The following is a 23,339-nucleotide window of genomic DNA, read 5'->3' on the forward strand; positions in this document are numbered from 1 at the left end:
CTTTTTTCATAAGTGCCCTTCTCAAGATATGTTCTGTTTTAGTGGACAACCTATTTTCAATGGGATACCTTATTCTCAATATTAAGCCTTATCCAGACGAACTGCTGTGTAGCATCATTGCCCGCTATCATATAAGAACTGGAAACGAAAGCTTTTCACGAACTCATAAAGAGTTCTTTGGGAAATCATCTCAACAAACAAGAGACTTTTTTTTACCTTGTGACATAGGTGATTTCGTCTCAAACTTGTACTTAAAAAAATATACTGTAGACGGAATTATCCAAAATCATACTTTGTACCCCTTCTACAAAGCGTTTTTGACAGATGCAGAGGCTTGGCAAGTTAGACGATCAATGGGTGGAGTGCAAAATCGCTCTATCTCGGAACTAGCACGAATTTCTCTCATCGAAGAAGCATATTTTCGAAAATTCTTGCGATTCTGTCCAAATTGTCTACAAAATCACTTAGAGCAATATGGCGAGTCCTATTGGAATAGACTTCACAACATTCCTGGGATTTCTGTCTGTCTAGTTCATGGCTCCCATTTGCTAGATAGCAAAATTAAAATTCAAACACAGAAAATAGAGTATCAAGCAGCAAGCTTAGAAAACTGTGTTTTTAGCGATCGAGTAAGCAGCTATAGAGAAGAAACTTTGCAGGCTTTGTTGAGCTTTGCAAAGGATACTCAATTCATCATGAACCAAAGTTTTGTCTTTAAGGGCTTTTCGTGGCTTCGTAAAAAGTACAAAGCGTATTTGGTTGAGAAAGGTTATTTGAGGTTCTCCAGAATGGGAGAGGCTAATTTTGATGCCCAGAAGTTTGCGGAGGATTTTACAAGCTATTACGGGCATGATTTCTTAGAAAGCACTCATCTTAGTTTGAGCAACAAACCGGAGGTGTACCTTAGTCTTTGCTTGCTTGCTTGCGATATACAACCAGCAATTGATCGCATTGCTCATATCTTACTAATAAAGTTCCTTGTTCCTTCCATCACAGATTTTATATCTGATGCTTAGAGTTAATGGTTGGTTTAGTCTTAAAAGGTATGGATAGAATCGACACTAACCTTCTCAATTGCCTCTGGAAAGAGAGAGCTAGAACTTCAGACGCTTTATACTCTGAGTTGTATTTTTGAGCTGCAAATAGGATAGGTGTTACCTTCTACAGAGAAAAAAAAGAAAAGCCCTGACGTTCTGCCCTAAAAACAGAGCTTGACAGGTATGTATGACTTTTTTTCCAATAGGGTGATGATGATATAGCAGTTCTCTGTCAAATGAGATACAGGTGAGACGATACAGGGCAAGGGTTTGAGCCCCTAGCTTGTACCTTACGGGAGCTGGAAATGCCATGCATACCCTTGCGAACATTTATATGCAAAGGAATATGTGTATTTCATCACTAAAAGTCAATCCACTTATTGTAGCATCTTTGTCAAGACTCCAAATTGTTTTACTTTTTTATCCTATGTTTTACTTTTTTATCCTGTGTTTTACTTTTTTATTGGTTAACACTCGCCACTGCGGAGATCAACAGTCTTGATTTCTGCATCGGCTGCCAGATTGCCGCTGACAATCCACTTGTTTAAACCCACACTCGACATAAAAACCTCCTGGTAGAAAACCTTTATTGCAGAATTCCCCGGCTAATAAAAAATGGAACAGGCAGGTTCAAAAATTTGCTCTAAAAAAATCAACAATTCGGTCGATGGCTCGTCCGGCAGCGTTATCTAACCTAAACTTACGAAATGTAAGCCTCTGGAGTGGTACGAATGCAAGAGTACGATGTCGTCGTCATTGGTGCGGGGCATAATGGGCTGGTATGTGCGGCGTATCTGCTGAAAGCTGGCTATCGTGTGTTGCTGCTGGAGAAGCGATCGGTGCCCGGTGGAGCCGCAACGACCGAAGCAGTGATTCCAGAGTTGCCTGATTTCAAGTTCAATCTCTGCGCGATCGACCACGAGTTTATTCATCTCGGTCCTGTGGTCGAAGAGCTGGAGCTAACAAAGTACGGGCTGGAGTATCTCTTTTGCGATCCAGTCGTCTTTTGTCCGCATCCGGATGGGAAGTACTTTTTGGCGCACCAATCGATCGAGAAGACCTGTGCCGAGATTGAACAGTTCAGTCCACGTGACGCGAAAAAGTACGCTGAGTTTACAAATTACTGGCAGCGGGCGATCGGGGCGATGATTCCCATGTTTAACGCGCCGCCGAAGTCGTTGATTGATATTGCAGGCAACTATGACATTGCCAAGATTAAAGATTTGTTCTCTGTGATTGGTTCGACCGACAAAACGCTGGACTTTATTCGCACAATGTTGACCAGCGCGGAAGATATTCTCAATGAGTGGTTTGACTCAGAGTTTCTCAAAGCGCCCCTTGCCCGCCTGTCATCCGAATTAGGTGCGCCACCATCCCAAAAAATGCTGGGCATTGGAGCCATTATGATGGCAATGCGGCACAATCCTGGTATGGCACGACCCAAAGGCGGTACGGGTGCGCTGGTAGAGTCATTAGTCCGATTGATTAAAGCGCTGGGTGGTGACATTCTCACAGAACAGCACGTTGCCAAAATTTTGGTGGATGATGGGCGTGCGGTGGGTGTGCGCGTGGCAAACGGCACAGAATATCGTGCGACCAAGGGCGTGATTTCTAACATCGACGCGCAACGCCTGATGGTGCACATGGTTGATCCTGCCGATTTGAATGCGGCTGACCCTGAGCTACGAGAACGTTTACAGCGGCGCATTGTGAACAATAACGAAACCATTCTCAAAGTTGATTTGGCAATGGATGAACCGCTGCGCTTTGAGCATCACCATCATCGCGATGAGTATCTGATCGGTTCGGTGCTGATTGCTGATTCGGTGCGACAGGTGGAAATTGCCCATAGCGAGCCGTCGATCGGCAACATTCCCGACGCTGACCCATCGTTCTATCTGGTGCAGCCGACGATGCTAGACCCCACAATGGCTCCCGATGGCAAACACACGGTTTGGATTGAGTTTTTCGCGCCCTACAAAATTGCGGGGCTGGAAGGCACCGGGCAGCATGGCACTGGTTGGACGGATGAACTGAAGAACAAAGTCGCCGATCGCGTGATCGACAAGCTGGCAGACTACGCGCCGAACGTGAAAACAGCGACGATCGGGCGACGCGTGGAAAGTCCGGCTGAGCTAGGTGAACGATTAGGTGCCGTCAATGGCAACTACTACCACATCGACATGACCCTCGATCAGATGGTGTTTTTCCGTCCCCTGCCCGAAATTGCCAACTACAAAACGCCGATCGACGGACTGTTTCTCACGGGAGCCGGAACCCATCCCGGTGGTTCTATTTCAGGGATGCCAGGACGCAACTGTGCGCGGGTCTTTCTGCAAACACAGCAGCCATTTGTCCAAACGTTGCGCGATGCTAGAGAGTCGATTAAATCGACCGTGCAATCCGTTTTTCGCTTGAATGAGTAGATTTTGGATGAGATTGCCGATTGCTTAAGGTAATTGGCAGTTTGGGTGAGCAAATTTTTTAAGTGTAACGATGACAAAGCGAGTGTTAATTCTGGGTGGGCAAGGGCGCATTGGTCGCCAGGTTGCCGCTGATCTTGCCGCCAACACGGATGCGGAAATTACGATTACTGGGCGCAATGAGTACTCTAAGCAGAATGCTGCTCTGGGCGCACAGGTTCAATTTTTAGAGCTGGATTTGGACGATCGCGATACCCTTACTGCCGCCATTCGTGCCTTGCAGACAGACGATCGCCACAGTCGTAATGTCGTCGTGCATTGTGCAGGACCGTTTCATCATCGTGATGGCAGAGTGCTGGAAGCCTGTATCGCTGCGGGGGTGAATTATGTGGATGTGAGCGATCACCCGTCCTATACACGCAAGGCAATCGCCTACCGTGAGGCGGCAGAAGCAGCGGGAGTCATGGCGATCGTCAACACAGGTATTTTTCCCGGCATCTCAAATAGCATGGTGCGACAGAGCATTGAGCAACTGGATACCGCTGAAACGGTGCATCTTAGCTATGTGGTGGCTGGCTCTGGTGGGGCAGGTGTGACGGTGATGCGAACAACGTTTCTCGGCTTGCAGCGTCCCTTTCAGGCATGGCTGAAGGGGGAATGGCAGGCAGTGAAGCCGTACAGCGATCGCGAAGTCGTCGAGTTTCCCCCGCCTTATGGTCGCGTTGGCGTGTACTGGTTTGATGTGCCCGAAGCATTCACTATCCCCAGTGCGTTTCCCGTCAAAACAGTCATCACCAAATTTGGCACCGTACCCGACTTCTACAATTTTCTCACCTGGAGCGTGGCTCGCTGGTGGCATCCTCGCTTGCTGCAAACGCGCGCTGTTATTGAGTTTTTATCCTACGTCAGCCACTTTATGACCGATGTGACCGATCGCTTTAGCGGTATTGGGGTTGCCATTCGGGTTGAAGTCAGCGGTGAGAAAGACGGTAAAGCAGCCAAAAGCTACGCCACGCTGATGCATGACAATACGGCGATCGCCGCTGGCTATGGCACAGGCAGCGTTACCGAGTTGCTGTTGTCAGGCAAACTCAACAAACCGGGTGTGTGGGCGATCGAAGAAGCATTGCCCACCGCTTTATTTGAGCAAACCATGCAGAGCCGTGGAGTGAACATTGAGCGGGCTTTACGCTGATACTGCGGAGGCGCAGAGGGCAGGAGGCAGAGGAAGCAAGGGGAGGCAGGGGAAGCAAGGGAGACAGAAGGCAGAGGACAGAAGGCAACTTCAACTCAAAACTCAAAATTCATAACTCAAAACTCTTTCCCCACACCCCACTCCCCACTCCCTCTTCGTCAAACGCTGGAATCTCCGAGCATTGGGTGGCAAAATGGACGGTACGAATTTAACGAGAAAAAGCACCATGATGACTCATCCCGCGCTACAGAATGCTCTGGACAATGGACGCGCCCTCAAGATTATTAGCGGTCTGCACAACTTTGATGCCGATCGCGTGGCTGCTACGGTCAACGCTGCCGATCGCGGGGGTGCCACTTTTGTAGACATTGCTGCCGATCCCAACCTGGTACGATTGGCAAAACAACTGACCCATCTGCCCGTCTGCGTCTCTGCGGTAGAGCCAGAAAAGTTTGTCATTGCCGTTGATGCGGGAGCCGATCTGATCGAAATTGGCAACTTCGACAGCTTCTACGCGCAAGGTCGTCGCTTTGAAGCGGATGAAGTGCTGGCGCTGACCCGCGAAACCCGCGAACTGTTGCCCACCATTACCCTTTCCGTCACCGTGCCTCACATCCTGACGCTCGATAAACAGGTGCAACTGGCAGAAGCATTGGTACAAGCCGGAGCAGACATCATCCAAACCGAAGGCGGTACTAGCAGCCAGCCCACTCACTCCGGCACGTTGGGACTTATCGAAAAAGCCGCTCCCACCCTGGCTGCTGCTTATGAAATCTCCCGTGTGGTCAAGGTTCCCGTCTTATGCGCCTCCGGTCTGTCAAATGTGACGGCTCCACTGGCGATCGCCGCTGGTGCATCCGGCATCGGTGTGGGTGCCGCTATCAACCAACTCAACAGCGAAATCGCCATGATCGCCGCTGTTCGCAGTTTGGTCGAAGCGTTGGCAACCGTCAGCCGATCCAAAGTTTACGCTTAGCGCGATCGGTTTGTGATACGAAACTTTCTGTCTATTATTCTGAATTGGTAGACAGAAAGTTTCTGTCAAAATCTAAAGCATGAGGTGACTGAAACAATTGCTAAGATGAGCAAAAAAGGGTGTAATGTAACGACCTGTAATGCCTACTGCTGAATAACTAGCGAGTTTGTATCGTATTGGCTATCAGCTAACGTTTACGATGCTTCAACCGATATATTTAATTTGCGTTGATGTGAGAACTCGGAATGTGTACATCCTCGCTGGATATGACGAAGAACTTGAGTTCCAAATTCTGCCTAATGGAGCGTTGTCTCATGAGCCAGATTAACTATTTGCGATCGTAGCGAATCGGGCAGTTCTCCTACTCGCCGGTTGAGAAGTTGGAGGATCAACAAGCGAGTTCCGTGTTCAGCACCTTGCTGCATCCCTCGTGCTTCCGTTTGCCGTTCCCATTGCAAATAGGCTTGCGATAGAGTTGCCATCGGTGCTTGATCCTCGTTGTCGATCGCTTCACTACCCTCGATTGTAACCTTCCAAATCATCGGCAATCTCTGCAATGCTGCCGCTTAGCGCTTGATTCAGTACAGTTCATACTTCATCAACTGACAGGGCAACGTGCCATTGTAAACGGCAAACCGTTGGGAGGATTTCAGCCCGATCGACTGCGAGAGTTCCTTATTACCACTCAGCACAAACGCCGTCCAGCCTTTGAAGCGTTGCTTCAGCACATCGCCTAACCGTTTGTAGAACGCACCCAGATCGCTATCCCGTCCTAACCGTTCGCCATAGGGCGGATTGCAGAACAACACGCCGCTGTCTGAGGGTGCGGCAACGTCTTCAAGGTCGATCGCCGTGAAATAAACGTGGTTCGACACACCACAGTTGGTTGCGTTGGTCAGCGCTTGCTTAATCACATCGGCATCGCGATCGCTGCCCCAAATTGGTGCGGGAAGGCTATCTAACTGACTGGTTTCCGCTGCTTCAATCAGTTTTTCTAACAAAGACAAATCTGCGTCCAGCCAGGTTTCAAAGCCAAACCGATCGCGAAACAGTCCCGGTGCAATGTTGAGCGCTTTCAAACTTGCTTCCAACGGCAACGTACCAGAGCCACAGAGGGGATCGTAAAACATCTGCTCTGGTCGCCAGTCCGACAGTTGAACCAAAGCTGCTGCCAGCGATTCCTTCAACGGTGCAGCACCAACCGCTGGACGGTAGCCTCGACGGTGCAGACTCTGACCCGAACTATCCAGGCTGACGGTACAGGTGTCGCGTTCAAGATGGACGCTGATTTGCACATCTGGTAATTGCAGTTCGACATCAGAGCGATCGCCCGTCCGTTCTTGCTGCTGCTCGACGATCGCCCGTTTGACCTGAAGCGCCGTGAAATGGGTATGGTTAAGCTGCTCAGTTTTGCCCGTCGTATTGACCGCTAATGTCAGGTCAGGCGTGAGATACTGCGACCAGTCGATCGTCTGAATTCCCTGGTAGAGATCCTCTGTATCCCGGCAGGGAAACTCATGCAGTTTCATGAGAATGCGGAATGGTAATCTAGCCCAGAGGTTCACGCGATACAACAGGGTGCGATCGCCTGCAAACGCAACACCACAAAATCCTGGTACTACCGCATTGGCACCCAACTGCTCTAACTCCTGCGCTGCCAGCGTTTCTAGCCCCCGCGCCACTGTTGCAAAATACTGATTCATGCATGAGGCTCATCACTGTAAGGCACTGCGAAGCTACTGCCCTTCACAATTGTATCGATTGTAGGAAGACGTTTTGCTTCAGCTTAAGTAGCTGGGTGAAATTAAACGTAGGATGTGTTAGGCATAGCCGTAACGCATCAAAACCTTTAGCAGCATGGGTTACGCTTCGCTTTTCTTGAATGCCGAAGGCTATACCCATCCGACGCAGATTTTATATTTAATTGAACCTTCCTACTTAGGGGATTGCAAGAAAATAAGATACCCGTGGTTTGGGTTTCGGCTACGCTCAACCCGCTATGACTGAAGGTTGAGCGTAGCCGAAACCTGGTTAATTGGTCGGTTATTAAACCGCAAAGCCTTAGTACGAGACTTCTAAATCTCCCCGTCCATTCATTGTGCGTCTAAGAGGTTGTTTTAAAAGTCGGTCAGTCCGTAAAGAAGCTCACTCGGTGTAAGCTGCTTGCAGGATCTATAGCCTAACAACTTCCATCATACGGCTACAAAGACTTTGCGTTTTGTTCCAATCGTATCTGCCGCCACTGATTAGGAGCGTTAGTTATTAGTTTTTAGAAAGAGCAGTAAGCGCAAGTTTAGGTTAGCAACGATACCCTTACTTTGCGTCTCCTTCACCATTTCCTACTCCTGCCAAGTCAGCGCTGAGAAAATCAATAAACTGTCGCGCACTGCGACCCGATCGCCCATTATGTCGCGTTGCCCACTGAAGCGCCTGAAATTCCAACGCCTCTGAATCAAGCTGAATTCCTGCTTGCTTGGCGAGATGGTGAATGATTTGCAGATAGGTTTTCTGGTCAGCGGGTTCAAAGGTGAGGGTCAAGCCAAAGCGATCGCTAAAGGAGAGCTTTTCCTGCACGGTATCCCAGGCGTGAACTTCATCGCCATCGCTGGGACGGGGACGATCGCCAAAGAACTCGCGGATCAAATGCCGTCGATTGGACGTGGCATAAACCACAACGTTCTGCGATCGTGCGGTCAGATTTCCCTCCAGCACGACCTTCAGCGCCTTGTACGCATCCTCATCCTCTTCAAACGACAGGTCATCGACGAAGATAATGAACTTCTGCGGCAGGTTTCGTAGTGGCTCGACGATCGCGGGCAGATCCGTCAACTCCGCCTTTGCAACCTCAATCAGACGCAGCCCATCATCCCCATAGCGATGCAACAGCCCTTTCACCAATGAGGATTTACCAGAGCCACGACTGCCATAAAGCAACACGTGCAGCGCGGGATAGCCCTTGAGCAAAAACGTCGTATTCTTCAGCAGAGCTTCTTTTTGCGACTCGTAGCCCACTAAATCTGTCACCTGGACGCGATCGGGTGAGCTAATGCCAACCAATCGCCCCGATTGCCACTGCAACGCTTTGTACTGAGCAAACAGCCCGACACCCTGCTTGCGATAATGGGCTGCTAATGGCTCTAGACCCGTACCCCAGTCGGGTGCCGAGTGGAAGGTCGATCGCAACCAGTCCAGGTTTGCTGCCTCTTCATAGCTCCACACGACAGGTGCTGCTTTTAAATGCGCCGCTACTTTAACCAACTGGCTCAAGTGTTGGCTGCTAAACGCATAGATCTGCTGCAACACCTGGAGATCATGCCGCGCTGCTGCGACTAGCGCAGGCGATACGTCGCTCAAAGCAGTTCGCTGTGCCTGCTGCGTGAATGGGTTGTCAGCATGTAAAACTTGGGTAAGCAAATGGTCTTGCCAGCTTTGCTTACCGTCTGCCAGCGCACTGAACCAGCCGCCATACGCGTGCAGACATTCCGTATTTTCGGCGGCAGCATTGCGCTCGGCATGACGAATCGCTTGCAATAGTGCTAGAAATGCCTGACCAGGAGTGTCACTGAGAACAGCCTGGTAGACCAGGAGAGAGGCTGCCTGATGCAGCAGGGCTTGAACCGGGGCGATCGCGTGCGTACTCATTCACATCCAGCTAATTAACAGACTCACTTGTAGCATTAGCCGCTTGGCATTGCGTGCAAAGCCCAAAGAACTCCAGCATGTGATAGTAGATTTTGAACTGGTACGACTGGTGCAACTGCGCTTCTAATTCATGCACTGGACACGTGTCGATCGGAATCGAACCACCGCACTGTAAGCAAGTGAGATGATGCTTATCTTCTTGCACCAAACTATACAGCGACTCCCCGCCTGCCATCGTCCGCGCCTGCACAGCACCCTCCAACTTCAACGCCTCCAACGCACGATATACGGTCGCCAGACCCATCGCCTGATCACGGTTCCGTAATTCGATGAACAGATCCTGGGCGGAAATTGCCCGGTTGATGCTTTTCAGAATGCTGATGATTCGTTCCTGGCTACGAGTGCGACTGGCTTTCATGGAGGAGGTGAGGAGTGAGGAGTGAGGGGAGAGGGGAGGCAGGGGAAGCAAGGGGAGCAGGGGAGGCAGGGGAAGTAGGGGAAGCAAGGGGAGCAGGGGAGGCGGGGAAGGTTTGAGTTTTGAGTATCGAGCTTAGAGATCGGAGTGTCGAGCTTAGAAATCGAAGTGTCGAGCTTTGAGGTCGGAGTGTCGAGCTTTGAGGTCGGAGTGTCGAGCTTAGAACTCGGAGTGTCGAGCTTAAAGGTCGGAAGATGGAGGTTTTGGGTCGGAGTATCGAGCTTTGAGGTCGGGATGTCGAGCTTTGAGGTCGGAGTGTCGAGCTTAAAGCTCGGAAGATGGAGGTTTAGAGTCGGAGTGTCGAGCTTTGAGGTCGGAGTGTTGAGCTTAGAACTCGGAGTGTCGAGCTTAAAGGTCGGAAGATGGAGATTTTGGGTCGGAGTGTCGAGCTTAGAGGTCGGAGTGTCGAGCTTAGAGGTCGGAGTGTCGAGCTTAGAACTCGGAGTGTCGAGCTTAGAACTCGGAGTGTCGAGCTTAAAGGTCGGAAGATGGAGGTTTAGAGTCGGAGCGTCGAGCTTTGAGGTCGGAGTGTCGAGCTTAGAACTCGGAGTGTCGAGCTTAGAACTCGGAGTGTCGAGCTTGGAACTTGGGAATTCGAGCTTAAGGCTCGGAGGATTACCTTCTGCCTTCTGCCTTCTGCCTTCTGCCTTCTGCCTTCTGCCTCCTGCCTTCTGCCTCCTGCCTTCGACCTTCTGCCTCCTGCCTCCTGCCTCCCATAAAGCGATAGCATCAGTAACGTCAACTCCATTACAGGAAACGAAGGTGGCTCAGACATATCAGGCTCAAATCTATGTTACTCTGCGACCGTCGGTTCTTGACCCCGCCGGAACAGCCGTGCAATCAGGACTGAAGCACATGGGCTACGAGAATGTGGCACAAATCAGAATCGGTAAGTACATCGAAGTGACCCTGGATGCCGCCAGTGAAGAAGCTGCCCGCGAACAACTCGATCGCATGTGCGATCAACTTCTGGCAAACCCGGTGATTGAGAATTATCGGTTTGATTTGCAGGCAATGTCTATCGGTGTGAGGGAGTAGGGAGTGGGGAATTGGGAGTCCGGGGGAAGGATCATGCCCACGGGTTTGGCTCACCAGTGCTGGGAGGTTGGAGGGTTAAGGGTTCAACGTTGAAGGTATTGCCCATTGTAGAGACACGATCGCCCAACACCAGCTTGCGTCCCCGCCGTGTCTCCACCGTGCCATTCACCTTCACTTCTCCTGCCTGAATCAGCAGCTTTGCCTGCCCTCCAGACTGCACCATCCCCACCACCTTCAAAAACTGATCCAGCTTAATTGTGTCTGTCGCCGTCATGCTCAACCCTAATTTGCACTCAACTCATAGCTGAGAGCGTTACCTTTACACTCTACTTCTAACTCTCTACTCCCCGCTCCCGCTATCAGCCATCAAGTAATCAATTACCGCTTGAGCAATAGCTTGATTGCCATCCGTGATGATGGGCTTAGATCGTGGTGGCTGCAACGGCTCATACAAAAAGTCCCAACTCCCTTCAAAAAACTCGGTTGGCGTGAGAATTTGCGACGGCACATAGTCTTGAATGCCATCCAGCAAAACGGCAGCTTCGGCAAAGTCATCGCGGGTGATAGAGACGATCGGCGTACCTAACCGACACGCTTCCGAGAAAGTGCTGTAGCCCGGTTTTGAGAGTAAGCGTCCGCAGGCGGGCATCAAATCAACGGGGCGATAGTGGTTGTCGGTAATTTTGATCAGGTTCGGCAGGTCAGGCGCAGTGCGATCGAACGTCAAAAACTGCCAGTCCGCAAACTGCTGCAAGTTTTGGTAAGGAATAGCACTCAGCCCCAAGCCGCCAAAGGTCATCAGCACCGTGCGATCAATATCCGTCTTCAACCCAAAGGTTTCTCGCAGTTGTGCAACGCTGTAGCGGGGTGTGCCGCCAGTCAACCCCACATCGGTCACGTTGGGAAACGCAGTCATCGGCTCATGCAGCGGCAGACGAAACAGGCGATCGCACTTGCTAAAGCATTCGGCAATCCAGTCTGCTATGTCTACAAACTCACCACCCCAGGGACGATAGATAAAGTCCCAGCCAAAATTGCTCATCATCCAGCACGGCACCTGGGCAGCCTTTGCCAGCAGCGTCGCCAACGGTGGAATGTCTGCCAGGATTAGCCCCACACGGTTTTGCTTGATAAAGTTCACCTCGGAGGCAATCAGACTATTTTGCTGCGATCGCAACTCCTTAAGACGTTCCAAAGTTGCTGGCTGATCCATCGTGACGCTATCGGTTTGTAGAATGCCGATGTCAAAGGCTCTGGGGCGGTGGATAAAGTCGGTATGGATGTAAGCTTCCAGCAGCCAGCGCGGTGCTGTCGTCACCAAGATGATCACGATATCGGGGCACAACCGCTGAATTTCGGCAACTACAGACGCTGCACGGGTGGCATGTCCAAACCCATGATTTGTGATCGCAACATAAAGAATTGGTTGTGGCATGGAGTTAAGAGGTTGTTTGAAAAGTGTCTGGCGGTTAAAACCGCGACTACGTAAACAAAGTCCGCCTGCGCGGACTACCGCAGAGTAAGGGTTTTATAACCTGCGTAGGCAGGTTTTGTGCGTGTAGCCGCGACTTCAGTCGCCAGAGCTACACGCATCTGGACTTTTAAAACATCCTCTAAGAGGCGATCGCGGCAATAGGGTGGGCAGCAAGTGACTCACAAACATAGCCAGCTTAACGCCTCAGAAAGGGTAATTCAGCAATCCAGCCCAGTAACTCGCGTGGAAAAGCGGTGTCAGCACACATTTTTTTGAGCCACAATGATGACAGCGATCGAAGAATAGCCCCAAATGATCCAGACATCCCTATTTCAGCGGCAGGTTCATCAGCTAACCATTTGATATCAGTTGGTTAGAAATGGGGTGTTGAAACCGTGATAGTTAACGCTAACTCGATAAAATGATCTATGTCCACGGAAACGTTCTACGCCGATCTGGCACCCCTGGATAACTTTGCCGACATCACCAAAGCGGCAAAATTTGTCCCTGTACCTAACGATTGGTACGTTTTGATTACTGATATTGTTGAATCAACTAAAGCGATCGAGCAAGGACGCTATAAGGATGTCAATCTTTTAGGCGCTTGTTCGATTATTGCTGTCTTAAATGTGGCACAAAAGATTGATATTCCTTTTGTGTTTGGTGGTGATGGCGCTTCAATGTTAATTCCACCCATCCTATACACTGCCGCCAAGCAAGCCTTACTGGCAATGCAGCAACTTGCCCAATCAGAGTTTAATTTGAATCTTCGTATTGGCATTGTCCCCGTATCTACTGTTACAGATGCTAACTATGCCTTAAAGATTGCAAGATTAAAAGTTTCAGAGAACTATAGTCAGGCAGTGGTTACAGGTGGTGGACTCACTTACGCTACTCAGCTAGTCAAATCGTCTGACGACGATAATCTCTATCGGTTGATGCCGTCTGAGACCTTTGAAAATGTTGATCTGTCAGGCTTAGAATGCCGATGGCAAGACCTTCCTAGCCTGCACGAAGAAATACTGAGTCTGATCGTTCTAGAAACATCGCAGGCATCACGAAACTCATACAATGTTTATCAAAAGGTGATTGACCAGATTGAAACAATCTATGGCGACGATCTGAGCTATCATCCAGTTTCCGATCAAAACACTAATCTTACATTTTGCACAGAAGCGCTTATTAAAGAGACCAAGCTACGCGCTAAATCACGCCGCTGGTTCGACAAACTGCTCTATTTGTGGAAGATTAAGTTAGAGAACTTGCTTGGATTGGTTTTCATGCGCTTCAAGCTCAAGTTCGGTGAAATGGATTGGGGTATTTACAAAAAAAACCTGACCAATGCTACTGATTACCGCAAATTTGACGACATGCTGCGTTTGGTGATGTCTGGCACTGTCGTACAGCGAGAAGCGCTCGTGAACTATCTTGAGGCACAGTATAAGGCTGGCAATTTAGTCTACGGAACGCACATTTCCGATCGCGCTTTAATGACATGCCTGGTTTTTGAACATAACGGACCTCAGGTTCATTTTATCGATGGTGCAGATGGCGGCTACACGTTAGCAGCAAAAGCAATGAAAGTAAGAATGCACCGCAAAGTGCTGAATTGGAATGCGTATGTTTCACTGAACAAGCGACAACAACACCTGTTCAACTAAATAGACAAACACGCTCCTCTCGGCTTCCCTAACTCTTTTTCGCTTCAGTTGAGATGAATTGTCGAATCGACTCTACTAGCTGCTCCACTTCCGCTTCCAGAGTCAGGTAGTGTACACAGGCACGAACGCAATCGGGATCAAGAATGAGGCGAATCATGACATTCTTTGCTTCTAAAAATTTCACCAGTTGACTGTGGGAGTTGTCCGTCAGTTGGAATGAGACCAACCCTGTGTCTGGCGGCGACGATCGCAGACAAGATACATCCGGTAGTAACCGCAACTGCTGCCACAGTTGCTGGCTGAGTGCTTGCAAGCGCTGATAGCGATCGTGGGCAGTGCCCCATTCATCTTGGAGGGCGATCGCAGCTCTGAGTCCTGCATACAGCGGATAGGCAGATGTTGCCATTTCGTAGCGCAGTCCGTTTGGTTTCCATCCCGTTGGATGTCCCGTGCGATCAACGGTAATGCCCCGCCAACCAGCGAAGGTGGGATGTAACGTGTCTAACGCCTCGGGGCGAACGTACAGCCCACCCAAGCCTTCGGGTCCGCACCACCACTTATGTCCTGTAAAGGCGTAGAAATCTGCCTGTAGTTCGTCCAGGGAAAGGGATATCATGCCCACCGACTGAGCGGCATCAACCAGCACTCGCATCGGCTGATGGCTCGGATAGCTGTGGCAGACGGTGATCATCTCTGCTAAAGGAAGTAACTGCCCTGTGTTCCAAAGAATATGGCTGAGGACAACCAGGCGCGTGTTGGGTCGCAAATGTTCCGCGAGCACTGCTACCGGGTCGCCCTCATTGAGCGTGGCTTGCAGCGGACAGGTAGAGACTTCGATCGCAAACCGACGCTGAAGCTCTTGCACTGAGGCAATAACGCTGTGATGTTCGCAGTCAGACAGCAGCAAATGATCGCCCGCCTTCCAGTCAATGCCCCACAGCGCAATGTTGCAGCCTGCGGAGACGTTTTCCGTCAACGTGATGGTTTGAGGTGTGGTGCCCAGTGCTGACGCGATCGCTCCTCTAGTACGCTCTGCCTCCTCCACAACCCACTCATAGCTCCGACTGGAGAACGGTCCCAACTGCTGGATTTGAGTATATGACTGTTGAATTGCCTCTAGCGCCACCTGCGGCATCGGTCCCTGCCCACCATAGTTGAAGTATGCCTTGTTGGCTAAACCCGGAAACTGTTTGCGATAGTCAGTCAGAGAAATTTGGGAAGCAAAAATGCCTGTCATGGTAACGTACTGGTAGAGACAAAGCGTTAGCATTCTAGCAGTAGACAACATCTACAACGGTCACCCTGCACTTTTCCTGTTAGCTTGAAAGCATGTTATTGAATGCTGAACTGCTACTTAACTATCAGCGCTGTAGCCGACGGGCGTTTCTAGACCTGTATGGCGATCTCAGCCAGCGAGATCCACCCAGTGACTACCTGCTCAAGCTGCTGCAAGATAGCCAAAGCAACCAGCGATCGCTCCTCGCTGATCAAGAGATTCGTCAGCCCCGCTATGCGTCACGAGACTGGAACGCTGGCGCACAAGCAACGTTGGCACTGATGCAGCAAGGGGTAGAGCGCATTTACCAGGGGGTGTTGTTAGCAGAAACTCCGCAGGGTGTCACGCTGGTCAGCAATCCAGATCTGTTAATTAAGCGACCAGGGGAATCGCATTTTGGCGACTGGCTCTATGAACCAACTGAAATTAAATTAGGCAAGCGCCCGAAGCTGGAATACCAGATTGTGACGGCATTTCACATGCTGGTGCTGGCGCAAGTGCAGGGAGCCTGGTCGGAAACAGCGTGGCTGATGCTGCGAGAACGTGGTGCCTATGCCGTAGACCTGTGGGAAATGGTGCCTCGAATGCAGGCAATCTTAGAGGAATGCATTCAGGTGCTGTCGCGATCGGAAGCCCCAGAAGTCTTCATTGCACGTAACCGCTGTAGCTTATGTCATTGGTTCGGGCATTGCTACGCGATCGCCAAAACCGAGCAACACCTCTCTCTGCTGCCTGGAGTGACACCTACCCGCTATCTGCAACTCCAGGCGTTGCACCTGACGACGGTGAAAGCCGTTGCTGATATGAATGCGACTCAGCTTGCACCATTACCAGGCTTTGGCAGCGAAACAGCCTATAAATTAGTCCGTCAAGCGCGATCGACCTTGCACAACCGGGCGCTGCTGATTGAAAGTATTACCAATCCCAATTTTTTAGAAGACATACCGACCGCTCCAGTAGAACTTTACTTCGATATTGAAGCCGAGCCAGCGCTGAATCTGGTCTATTTGCATGGCGTGCTGGTCATTGATCGCCCCGCTCAAACCGAAACGTTCTATCCACTCCTTGCCGAACGACCTGAAGACGAAGTGCTGGTGTGGGAACAGTTTCTCGATCTGGTCTGGCAGTATCCCACTGCTCCCATCTTTCACTTCTGCCCATTTGAAGTCCAGACAGTCGAACGACTTGCCAAACTCTACGGCACGCCACCACAACGAATACGTCCTCTCCTAACCCGCTTTGTTGACCTGCACGAGCGGGTTACGCGTATAGTGACACTGCCTGTCGAAAGCTATGCGCTGAAACCGATCGCCCGCTGGTTAGGCTTTGACTGGCGTGACCCTAGTGCCAATGGTGCCCAATCCATTTACTGGTATGCTCAATGGCTCTCGACGGGCGATCGCACTTACCTTGATGCCATCCTCACCTACAACGAAGATGATTGCCGCGCGACCTATCACGCCAAAGATTGGCTCGTGAATTTCTTGCAAGAGACGTATCAGGCAGAACTTGCTTGAGCATCAATCAAATTCACGCGTACAGTAGCTGATTCACTCTAATCGGATGATGCGGTTACTTCATGCAACTGACAGCGAGAGGCGATCGCGCTTTTCTCAGTGGGGCGATCGTGGTTAAAGTCATCCTCAACTCCTAACGGTGAAGTTGTGCGGCGACAAGCAACACCGAAGCGAAGCAATAAAACCCTGCAAGTTCGCTCCAAAGGCTTGTTGGGCTTTCGACCAACCGATCGCTCCTCCATCTTCTTACTCCTACCGATCGCCCCAAACCGCACAGTTTAGGGCACTCCAGAGCGATACCAGCACAGCGGCACGAGTCTGATCGGCGCATCTCCAGTCATTCAAGACAGTCTAAGATTGAACTCATCCAGAAGAAAGTTAATAAAGCATTTCACCTTTGCTGATTGAAAACGTCCTCGCCGATAAACAGCGTGAATGGGCAGCGGGTCTATTTCATATTCTGCAAGGATAACTTTAACCGCTTGAATTTGTATTTCATGACTGTACGCCCACATCGGTGCTGTGCCAATGCCAATGTCGGTCAAAACCGCTCCACGATGTGCTATGGAGCTATTGACTTGCAAATTTCCCTGCACCTTTACCGTTGTCCCTCGAAACGGCCATTCATTGCCCGTGGACTGGGGCGTATAAACAATACAGTTATGCTGCAAAAGGTCTGTGGGCACCTGTGGTTCGCCAAATTTCTTTAAATATTTCACCGATGCTACGGTCACAAATCTAGAGATACCAATCGGTTGTGAGATTAAGTTATGGTCAACAGAACCGCCAATTCTAATGCCTAAATCAATGCCCTCTCCAACTAAATCGGCAAAGTGCTCAGACATGTTGAGGTCAACTTTGATATCGGGATAGCGATCGAGAAACTGCTTGAGGCGAGGAAGCAACTGCATCTGTCCAAAAGCTGCTAAGCAATTGATCCTTAGCGTTCCAGAGGGTTTTTGTCGTTTTCCCACACTAGACTCCGCCTCAGATAACGCTTCTAAAACCTGCTGACAATGCTCATAAAAGCGTATCCCCTCATCCGTCATGTTCATTGTGCGCGTCGATCGCACTAGTAGTTGCACATCTAAATATTCTTCTAGGGCAGCAATCTGTTTACTAATGGTGGGCTGACTCGTATTCATCTCTCTGGCTACGGCAGAGAAACTACCCGTCTCCACCGTTCGCACAAAACTTTTCATACAAGTAATGAGATCTAGCATGGAGATTTATTCCATCTAGGAATGAACGATATTCAATTCTACCGTCTTCTCAAATCCAGAAGAATGAATCATCATAAATCTTGTAGGTTCAATTCAGATGTTTAGTTCAACACCCCAAATCACTTCTAAAAGGAGAAAAATCATGATTACAGCGACCGATCTCAGCGCAAACTTTGAAGCTATCAAGAGCCTGGTTTTGCAAGGAAAAACCATGGAAGCTTTCGAGAAATACTATGGCGATGATGTGGTAATGCAAGAGAATGAAACACCCGCTATTTTTGGGAAAGCTGCGAACCGCAACCGAGAACTGAACTTCTTCTCTAAAGTGACTGAATTTCGTGCAATGGAAGTGAAGGCGGTTGCCTATGGTGAGGATGTGATTATTTCTGAATGGTTTGTGGACTATACCCACGCAGAATGGGGCAAAGTCACGCACGATCAGGTGTCTGTACAACGCTGGAAAGATGGCAAAGTTGTTCACGAACGGTTCTATTACGCGACTTAGGACGAATAAGTTTACTGCTCGTCTCGTTGAACAAGGCGAGCAGTAAAAAACTTGCTTTTATCAGAATTACGCCATGACGATTCGGAGGAAATTATGGCATCAGGACTAATGATCCAGGGCAAATGGACAACTGAACGCAAGGATCAAGATCAGAGCGGTAAATTCAAGGAGAGAACGACAACGTTTCGCGATCGCGTGACTGCTGATGGATCGAGCGGGTTTAAGGCAGAGACAGGACGCTATCACCTCTATGTTTCTCTGGGATGTCCGTGGGCACATCGCGCGTTAATTATGCGAGAACTCAAAGGGTTGCAGGATGTGATCTCAGTCTCTATCGCCGATCCGATTCTTGGCGACAAGGGGTGGAGTTTTTCGGAAGCACCAAGCGCGATGCTTGACTCGGTCAATCACGTTCAATATTTGCAAGAGATCTATGCAAAAGCCAATCCCAAATTCACTGGACGAGTGACAGTTCCGGTGCTGTGGGATAGGCAAACCCAAACCATCGTCAACAACGAATCTCGTGAAATCATCCGAATGTTTGACGTAGAGTTTGCAGAATTGGCAACGCAGAAAATCGACTTATACCCACATAACCTACGACAGAAAATTGATCAAACGATCGATGCAATCTACATGCCGATCAACGCGGGTGTCTATCGAGCTGGTTTTGCGACTTCACAAGCCGCCTACGAAGAGGCGGTGACTGAACTTTTCGAGCATTTAGATCGGTGGGAAATCGTTCTGAACAAGCAGCGCTATTTATGTGGCAAGCAACTCACTGAAGTTGATATTTGTCTGTTTACCACCCTATATCGCTTCGACTCAGTGTATTACGGTCACTTTAAGTGCAATTTGCGGCGAATTATCGACTATCCAAACCTTTGGAACTACGTCAAGGATCTCTATCAGCGTCCTGAGTTCAAAGCGACGTGCAACCTGGATCATATTAAGCGCGGTTATTACATGAGTATGACTGAGATCAATCCCAATCGAATTGTGCCAAAGGGACCAATTCTCGATTTTGACGAACGGCACGATCGCGATCGCTTTGCCCATGCTGGTTAAAAACATGAATTCAAGGACACGAAATAGTTGCATTATCCAGTTTAATTTAATGGAGTTAATCCCACGATTCATCATATTTCGATCGCTGCACACAATCCTCTGCATGTTAGCCAAGTGCTAGCAGAAGTGTTGCAAGGAACATCGATCCCCTTTCCGGGTTATCCTGGCAGCTACGTCGCTCTGGCTTTAGATTCCCAAGGAACCATGATCGAAGTTCACCCATTCGGTACTGCTTTATTCCCTGGTGACGCAGCGAATGAAGCGAGCCATCTCCGATCCAATCCGGCATCATCCCGTTACTCCGCGAACCATACTGCCATTTCTGTGCCTGTGAGTGCAGCCGAAATTCAAGCGATCGCAGATCGTGAAGGTTGGCGCATGGTGCTATGTCGGCGTGGTGATGATTATTTCGATGTCATTGAATTCTGGTTGGAAAATCAATTACTGATCGAATTGTTACCTCCAGAGCTTGTCACACAGTATCTCACCTTCATGGAACCGCGATCGCTGCAAGCATTTGCCGCGCAATCCACAACAGCTTAATCAACGACACGCTTCAACCTACGTTGAACATCAGGCGGTAGTGCCATTTAGGAAAGGATAGGGGAAATAGGGTGGTTTCGTGCGATTGTGCGTCGCTGTTGCTCGTTGTAGTGATGAATGAAGTTCCAGATTGCAGCAATGTGATTGTTCACATCTTTAGAAAAGGACAGCGTTTTTCGCACCAATCGGGACACCCGTTGCCGCAGGGTATTGTTGAATCGCTCAATGTAACTCGTCAAGCCTGTTCCCTTGCCTACTGCTCGATGCCGCTTACTCGGTAGCGCTACTGGATACGAAACCTGCCTACGCAGGTTCCAAAACCCTCGTGCTGAGGTAGTCCGCGCAGGCGGACTTTGTTGATGTAGTCGCGGTTTTAACCGCCAGACACTTTTCAAACACCCTCTAAGGACGATCGCAATGTCCGAGGTGACTCTGCGTGATTCGCTGCTCTCTTGGCGGACAACAGCAGAGCGTTTGGCTCGCATGAAGGAGCCTGTGGAGCGATCGCGCGTCCTCTTCCACTCATTCAGTCAGCAAAAGGGACATTTGCTTTCTCATTTCGCCTGTTTGCCTTCTCATTTCATAGATTGCGTCAGCAAAACGGCAATTTGCTTACTCGTTTTAAGCCTTTGCTTTCTCATTTCAGTAAATCGCGCACTCATTTCAATGGATCGTGTAAGCAAAACGGCAATTTGCTTACACGTTTTAAGCCTTTGCTTTCTCATTTCAGTAAATCGCGCACTCATTTCAATGGATCGTGTAAGCAAAACGGCAATTTGCTTACACGTTTTAAGCCTTTGCTTTCTCATTTCAGTAAATCGCGCACTCATTTCAGTGTTCTCTTCAAGCAAAATGATCTTTTGTTCGCTTGCAGAGGCAAGAGTTGCTTTTGTAGTCACGGCTTCTATTTACCGGATGGAGGGCGTTCTGCCATGCGGACACGATCACATGAACGCACTAAGTTTTGTTTAAGTAAAGAGGCAACCTTTCCATAGGACTGTATAGTACTCTTGCTCATTCGCCAGCCTTAGGGTTTGAATGGGTTCTGTAGCTATCGGGGTCAGTCTCTATGGGTTTACCGTTTGTTCTAGATGTTGCGATCGGCTTAATTTTCATCTATTTGATTCTGAGCCTGCTTGCATCAGAGCTTCAAGAGCTACTCACGACGCTGTTTCAGTGGCGAGCGAAACATTTAAGAGACGCGATCGAGGTTTTTCTGGCGGGTGGTATTAGTACCCCTGAAGAAGAACAAGTCAGGGCGTTAGTGAGCAATCTCTATGACGATCCGCTGCTGAAAAACGTTAATCAAGTATCAAAAAGCTTTATTGCCAGGGGGGCGCGTGCAATCACTCGCTGGTTCATTCCTGGAAACAGAGAGGGTGCGTTTGGTGCTCACCAATCTTCAGGACCGTCTTATATTGCTCCAGAAACCTTTTCGACTACGCTACTAGAACGATTGGGGCTGGCAACTTTAGCTAGAAAGCTGACAGAAGTAAGGCTCGAAAAGTTTGCCATCCGAATTGTGGGAGGCTTCAAGGTGCAAGAGGGTGAAGCGCCGTTGAGCGATTGGGAAAAAGGCAGAATTAGGCTCATTGCTGAGAAGGCTAAAAAAGATTTAACCAGTGATGCTAACTTCGCAACTCTTGTCGAAGAGTATGCTGATGTTCTCCATGACTTTACTGTGGAAGCCACAACGTTAGCGACCTGCGTTGAGCGTATGGGCGAAAGTCTGGATGCTTATATTGCCAATTATCCGCTGCCAGCGTCTCAAACGGCTACACCGATCGCGCCATCGACGGTTGCGGTAGATGTGTCTCAGGGTTTTGATCCGGCAACACCTCAACCTGAAGCACCGGAGCTGGAGCCATCCACTTCATCTAGCGGTGAAGATTTACTTTACTTCTCAAAGCGCTTAAGAGCGTTTAAGCTGAGTCTTTTTGGTCAGAATAACGAACGGGCGATACTGTCTGGCGGTTTGCGTCCCAGCTTGGCAGAAATCGCTCAATTGGTTGATGAAAGCAGCACTACCTATCAAGAAGTGGCTCAATCATACAAATCGCTGCTTGAAAAGGCAGTGCCACTTGAAGCTCAAGTGAATCCTGAACTGGAACAACAGCTTTTAGATGCGTATCCAGAAGCGATCGAAAAAGAAATTGTGCAGGCATATCCTGAGACGGTTGAAGAGCAGTTGTTGGCGATCGCGCCAGATGTCTTTCAGAGTGTTGAAAAGCAGTTAACCGATCGCCGCCGCAAGATCTACCGGGCGAGGCTCAATCCACAAATTAATTTATTGAAGCAGCAAAAGCGAACGCTTCATAAAGCATTGAGTCAATTAGGTGGAGAACAACGGCAGCAAGTTTTGAGTGCTGTTCTCAATCAGTTTGGTGGTGATGAACGGACACTCGTCATCAACAGAAGCCTGGAAGAACTGAGCAATGAACAACGGTATGTGGTCATCAACATTGTCTTTGTTAAATTGGGTTTGACGAATGCCGATCGCTCAGTCTATGACAACTATCAGACTTACAAAACGATTCAGCAGGCATTAGGAGCGTTGCCAAACTCGATCAAAGATAGCTTTTCCATTCTTGCCAGACGAGCACAGTCTAAAGTTGAGCAAGCAAGTCATGATCTGAGTCAGTTCCGCCAGGAGGTCGAAGTTTGGTTCGATCGCTCAATGGATCGTGCTTCTGGTGTTTACAAACGCAATGCAAAAGGCGTAGCAATGGTCATTGGTTTAGTGTTGGCAAGCGTCACAAACTCAGATGCCTTTTTTATTGTCAATCGCTTATCAAACGATGAAAATTTACGCCAGGTCATTACGAACAAGGCGGCAGAAGTTGTTCCCGTCCGCGATCCTGCAGCACCAGTCAGCCCTATCGATCTGAATGCTTTGAAGCAACAAACCGATGCAGCACTCAAAGATCTATCGCTTCCCATTGGCTGGAAACCAGAAAATTTTGTCAGGCAGTTTGATTGCCCCTCGAATGTCGCCGCCGAAAGTGGCAGTCCTTGCGAAGCATTTTCTAGTCAGCCAGGGTCTTTAAATGCTTCTACGATTGTTCAACTCATTGCGGCGAAACCGATCGAGCTACTCAAGCTCATCATCGGTTGGATTGTAAGTGGGCTTGCGATCGCGATGGGTGCGCCCTTCTGGTTTGACCTGCTGGGTAAGGTGATGAATGTACGAAACTCCGGCAGCAAGCCACAAACAGCCGCAACGAAGGAGACGGCAAAGTGAGGGATGAGAAGATAAGGGAGCGGAGGGAGCAGAGGAGGCAAAGGA

Annotated in this window: 22 protein-coding genes and 1 pseudogene; 12 read left to right on the forward strand and 11 right to left on the reverse strand. The window is 49.4% G+C overall.

Annotation, left to right across the window (positions count from 1 at the left end; genetic code table 11):
- The first annotated feature begins 59 nt into the window (after positions 1 to 59).
- The 5 genes from AC5JO6_RS11810 to AC5JO6_RS11830 all read left to right on the forward strand — a co-directional run bounded on the left by AC5JO6_RS11810 (position 60) and on the right by AC5JO6_RS11830 (position 5,959).
- Positions 60 to 1,016, forward strand: coding sequence for a TniQ family protein (locus tag AC5JO6_RS11810; protein ID WP_496081257.1), 957 nt, complete (start codon positions 60 to 62; stop codon positions 1,014 to 1,016).
- A gap of 752 nt (positions 1,017 to 1,768) precedes the next feature.
- Entirely contained in the window at positions 1,769 to 3,463 is a 1,695-nt protein-coding gene (crtO, locus tag AC5JO6_RS11815; RefSeq protein WP_496081258.1) for a beta-carotene ketolase CrtO, read from the forward strand.
- Between the two features lie 70 nt (positions 3,464 to 3,533).
- Positions 3,534 to 4,655 (forward strand): saccharopine dehydrogenase family protein, encoded by a 1,122-nt coding sequence (locus AC5JO6_RS11820; protein WP_496081259.1) that lies wholly within the window; start codon positions 3,534 to 3,536, stop codon positions 4,653 to 4,655.
- 226 nt (positions 4,656 to 4,881) lie between these two features.
- Positions 4,882 to 5,631, forward strand: a complete 750-nt coding sequence (locus tag AC5JO6_RS11825) for a DUF561 domain-containing protein (RefSeq protein ID WP_496081260.1) — start codon at positions 4,882 to 4,884, stop codon at positions 5,629 to 5,631.
- A gap of 166 nt (positions 5,632 to 5,797) precedes the next feature.
- Positions 5,798 to 5,959, forward strand: a complete 162-nt coding sequence (locus AC5JO6_RS11830; RefSeq protein WP_496081261.1) for a DUF6888 family protein — start codon at positions 5,798 to 5,800, stop codon at positions 5,957 to 5,959.
- Here AC5JO6_RS11830 and AC5JO6_RS11835 read toward each other — a convergent pair.
- The 4 genes from AC5JO6_RS11835 to AC5JO6_RS11850 form a co-directional block, all read right to left on the reverse strand.
- The gene (locus AC5JO6_RS11835) at positions 5,928 to 6,173 is read right to left on the reverse strand and encodes a DUF4351 domain-containing protein (RefSeq protein WP_496081262.1); all 246 of its coding nucleotides are present in this window, start codon (positions 6,171 to 6,173) and stop codon (positions 5,928 to 5,930) included. The two genes, AC5JO6_RS11830 and AC5JO6_RS11835, sit on opposite strands and share 32 nt — an antisense overlap.
- Positions 6,174 to 6,209: 36 nt before the next feature.
- Positions 6,210 to 7,334 (reverse strand): THUMP domain-containing class I SAM-dependent RNA methyltransferase, encoded by a 1,125-nt coding sequence (locus tag AC5JO6_RS11840; protein WP_496081263.1) that lies wholly within the window; start codon positions 7,332 to 7,334, stop codon positions 6,210 to 6,212.
- A 610-nt stretch (positions 7,335 to 7,944) separates the two neighbouring features.
- Complete coding sequence (locus AC5JO6_RS11845; protein WP_496081264.1) at positions 7,945 to 9,273, reverse strand: ATP-binding protein; 1,329 nt, start codon at positions 9,271 to 9,273, stop codon at positions 7,945 to 7,947.
- 10 nt (positions 9,274 to 9,283) lie between these two features.
- A complete protein-coding gene (locus AC5JO6_RS11850) occupies positions 9,284 to 9,691 on the reverse strand; it encodes a Fur family transcriptional regulator (protein ID WP_496081265.1) in 408 nt (135 codons plus the stop codon).
- An 819-nt stretch (positions 9,692 to 10,510) separates the two neighbouring features.
- Here AC5JO6_RS11850 and purS point away from each other — a divergent pair.
- Positions 10,511 to 10,786: a phosphoribosylformylglycinamidine synthase subunit PurS gene (gene purS / locus AC5JO6_RS11855; protein WP_496081266.1), complete on the forward strand. Its 276-nt coding sequence runs from the start codon at positions 10,511 to 10,513 to the stop codon at positions 10,784 to 10,786.
- Positions 10,787 to 10,817: 31 nt separating this feature from the next.
- Here purS and AC5JO6_RS11860 read toward each other — a convergent pair whose 3' ends face one another.
- Together AC5JO6_RS11860 and AC5JO6_RS11865 are read right to left on the reverse strand one after the other, a co-directional pair.
- On the reverse strand, positions 10,818 to 11,060 hold the full coding sequence (locus tag AC5JO6_RS11860; RefSeq protein ID WP_496081267.1) for an RNA-binding S4 domain-containing protein: 243 nt from the start codon (positions 11,058 to 11,060) through the stop codon (positions 10,818 to 10,820).
- Positions 11,061 to 11,126: 66 nt separating this feature from the next.
- Positions 11,127 to 12,221, reverse strand: coding sequence for a glycosyl transferase (locus tag AC5JO6_RS11865; RefSeq protein ID WP_496081268.1), 1,095 nt, complete (start codon positions 12,219 to 12,221; stop codon positions 11,127 to 11,129).
- Positions 12,222 to 12,688: 467 nt separating this feature from the next.
- On the opposite strand from AC5JO6_RS11865, the gene AC5JO6_RS11870 reads away from it, so the two are divergent.
- Positions 12,689 to 13,921, forward strand: a complete 1,233-nt coding sequence (locus AC5JO6_RS11870; RefSeq protein WP_496081269.1) for a DUF3095 domain-containing protein — start codon at positions 12,689 to 12,691, stop codon at positions 13,919 to 13,921.
- Between the two features lie 28 nt (positions 13,922 to 13,949).
- Here the strand turns inward: AC5JO6_RS11870 and AC5JO6_RS11875 are convergent, their stop codons facing one another.
- Entirely contained in the window at positions 13,950 to 15,158 is a 1,209-nt protein-coding gene (locus AC5JO6_RS11875) for an aminotransferase class V-fold PLP-dependent enzyme (protein WP_496081270.1), read from the reverse strand.
- A 92-nt stretch (positions 15,159 to 15,250) separates the two neighbouring features.
- On the opposite strand from AC5JO6_RS11875, the gene AC5JO6_RS11880 reads away from it, so the two are divergent.
- A complete protein-coding gene (locus AC5JO6_RS11880) occupies positions 15,251 to 16,714 on the forward strand; it encodes a TM0106 family RecB-like putative nuclease (RefSeq protein ID WP_496081271.1) in 1,464 nt (487 codons plus the stop codon).
- A 38-nt stretch (positions 16,715 to 16,752) separates the two neighbouring features.
- Here AC5JO6_RS11880 and AC5JO6_RS11885 read toward each other — a convergent pair whose 3' ends face one another.
- Together AC5JO6_RS11885 and AC5JO6_RS11890 are read right to left on the reverse strand one after the other, a co-directional pair.
- On the reverse strand, positions 16,753 to 16,956 hold the full coding sequence (locus AC5JO6_RS11885) for a hypothetical protein (protein ID WP_496081272.1): 204 nt from the start codon (positions 16,954 to 16,956) through the stop codon (positions 16,753 to 16,755).
- 99 nt (positions 16,957 to 17,055) lie between these two features.
- Positions 17,056 to 17,937, reverse strand: a complete 882-nt coding sequence (locus AC5JO6_RS11890) for a LysR family transcriptional regulator (RefSeq protein WP_496081273.1) — start codon at positions 17,935 to 17,937, stop codon at positions 17,056 to 17,058.
- Between the two features lie 142 nt (positions 17,938 to 18,079).
- Here AC5JO6_RS11890 and AC5JO6_RS11895 point away from each other — a divergent pair, with 142 nt between their 5' ends.
- The 3 genes from AC5JO6_RS11895 to AC5JO6_RS11905 all read left to right on the forward strand — a co-directional run bounded on the left by AC5JO6_RS11895 (position 18,080) and on the right by AC5JO6_RS11905 (position 20,053).
- Positions 18,080 to 18,442, forward strand: coding sequence for a SnoaL-like domain-containing protein (locus AC5JO6_RS11895; RefSeq protein WP_496081274.1), 363 nt, complete (start codon positions 18,080 to 18,082; stop codon positions 18,440 to 18,442).
- A 93-nt stretch (positions 18,443 to 18,535) separates the two neighbouring features.
- The gene (locus AC5JO6_RS11900; RefSeq protein ID WP_496081275.1) at positions 18,536 to 19,510 is read left to right on the forward strand and encodes a glutathione S-transferase family protein; all 975 of its coding nucleotides are present in this window, start codon (positions 18,536 to 18,538) and stop codon (positions 19,508 to 19,510) included.
- 204 nt (positions 19,511 to 19,714) lie between these two features.
- Positions 19,715 to 20,053: a hypothetical protein gene (locus AC5JO6_RS11905; RefSeq protein WP_496081276.1), complete on the forward strand. Its 339-nt coding sequence runs from the start codon at positions 19,715 to 19,717 to the stop codon at positions 20,051 to 20,053.
- Between the two features lie 47 nt (positions 20,054 to 20,100).
- On the opposite strand, the pseudogene AC5JO6_RS11910 reads toward AC5JO6_RS11905, so the two are convergent.
- Positions 20,101 to 20,337, reverse strand: a pseudogene (locus AC5JO6_RS11910) (IS1 family transposase); the annotation flags it as partial.
- Positions 20,338 to 20,628: 291 nt separating this feature from the next.
- The gene (locus AC5JO6_RS11915; RefSeq protein WP_496081277.1) at positions 20,629 to 20,952 is read right to left on the reverse strand and encodes a hypothetical protein; all 324 of its coding nucleotides are present in this window, start codon (positions 20,950 to 20,952) and stop codon (positions 20,629 to 20,631) included.
- A 170-nt stretch (positions 20,953 to 21,122) separates the two neighbouring features.
- Here AC5JO6_RS11915 and AC5JO6_RS11920 point away from each other — a divergent pair, with 170 nt between their 5' ends.
- The gene (locus AC5JO6_RS11920; RefSeq protein WP_496081278.1) at positions 21,123 to 23,294 is read left to right on the forward strand and encodes a hypothetical protein; all 2,172 of its coding nucleotides are present in this window, start codon (positions 21,123 to 21,125) and stop codon (positions 23,292 to 23,294) included.
- The last annotated feature ends 45 nt before the right edge of the window (positions 23,295 to 23,339 follow it).

Source organism: Tildeniella sp. (assembly GCF_059505325.1).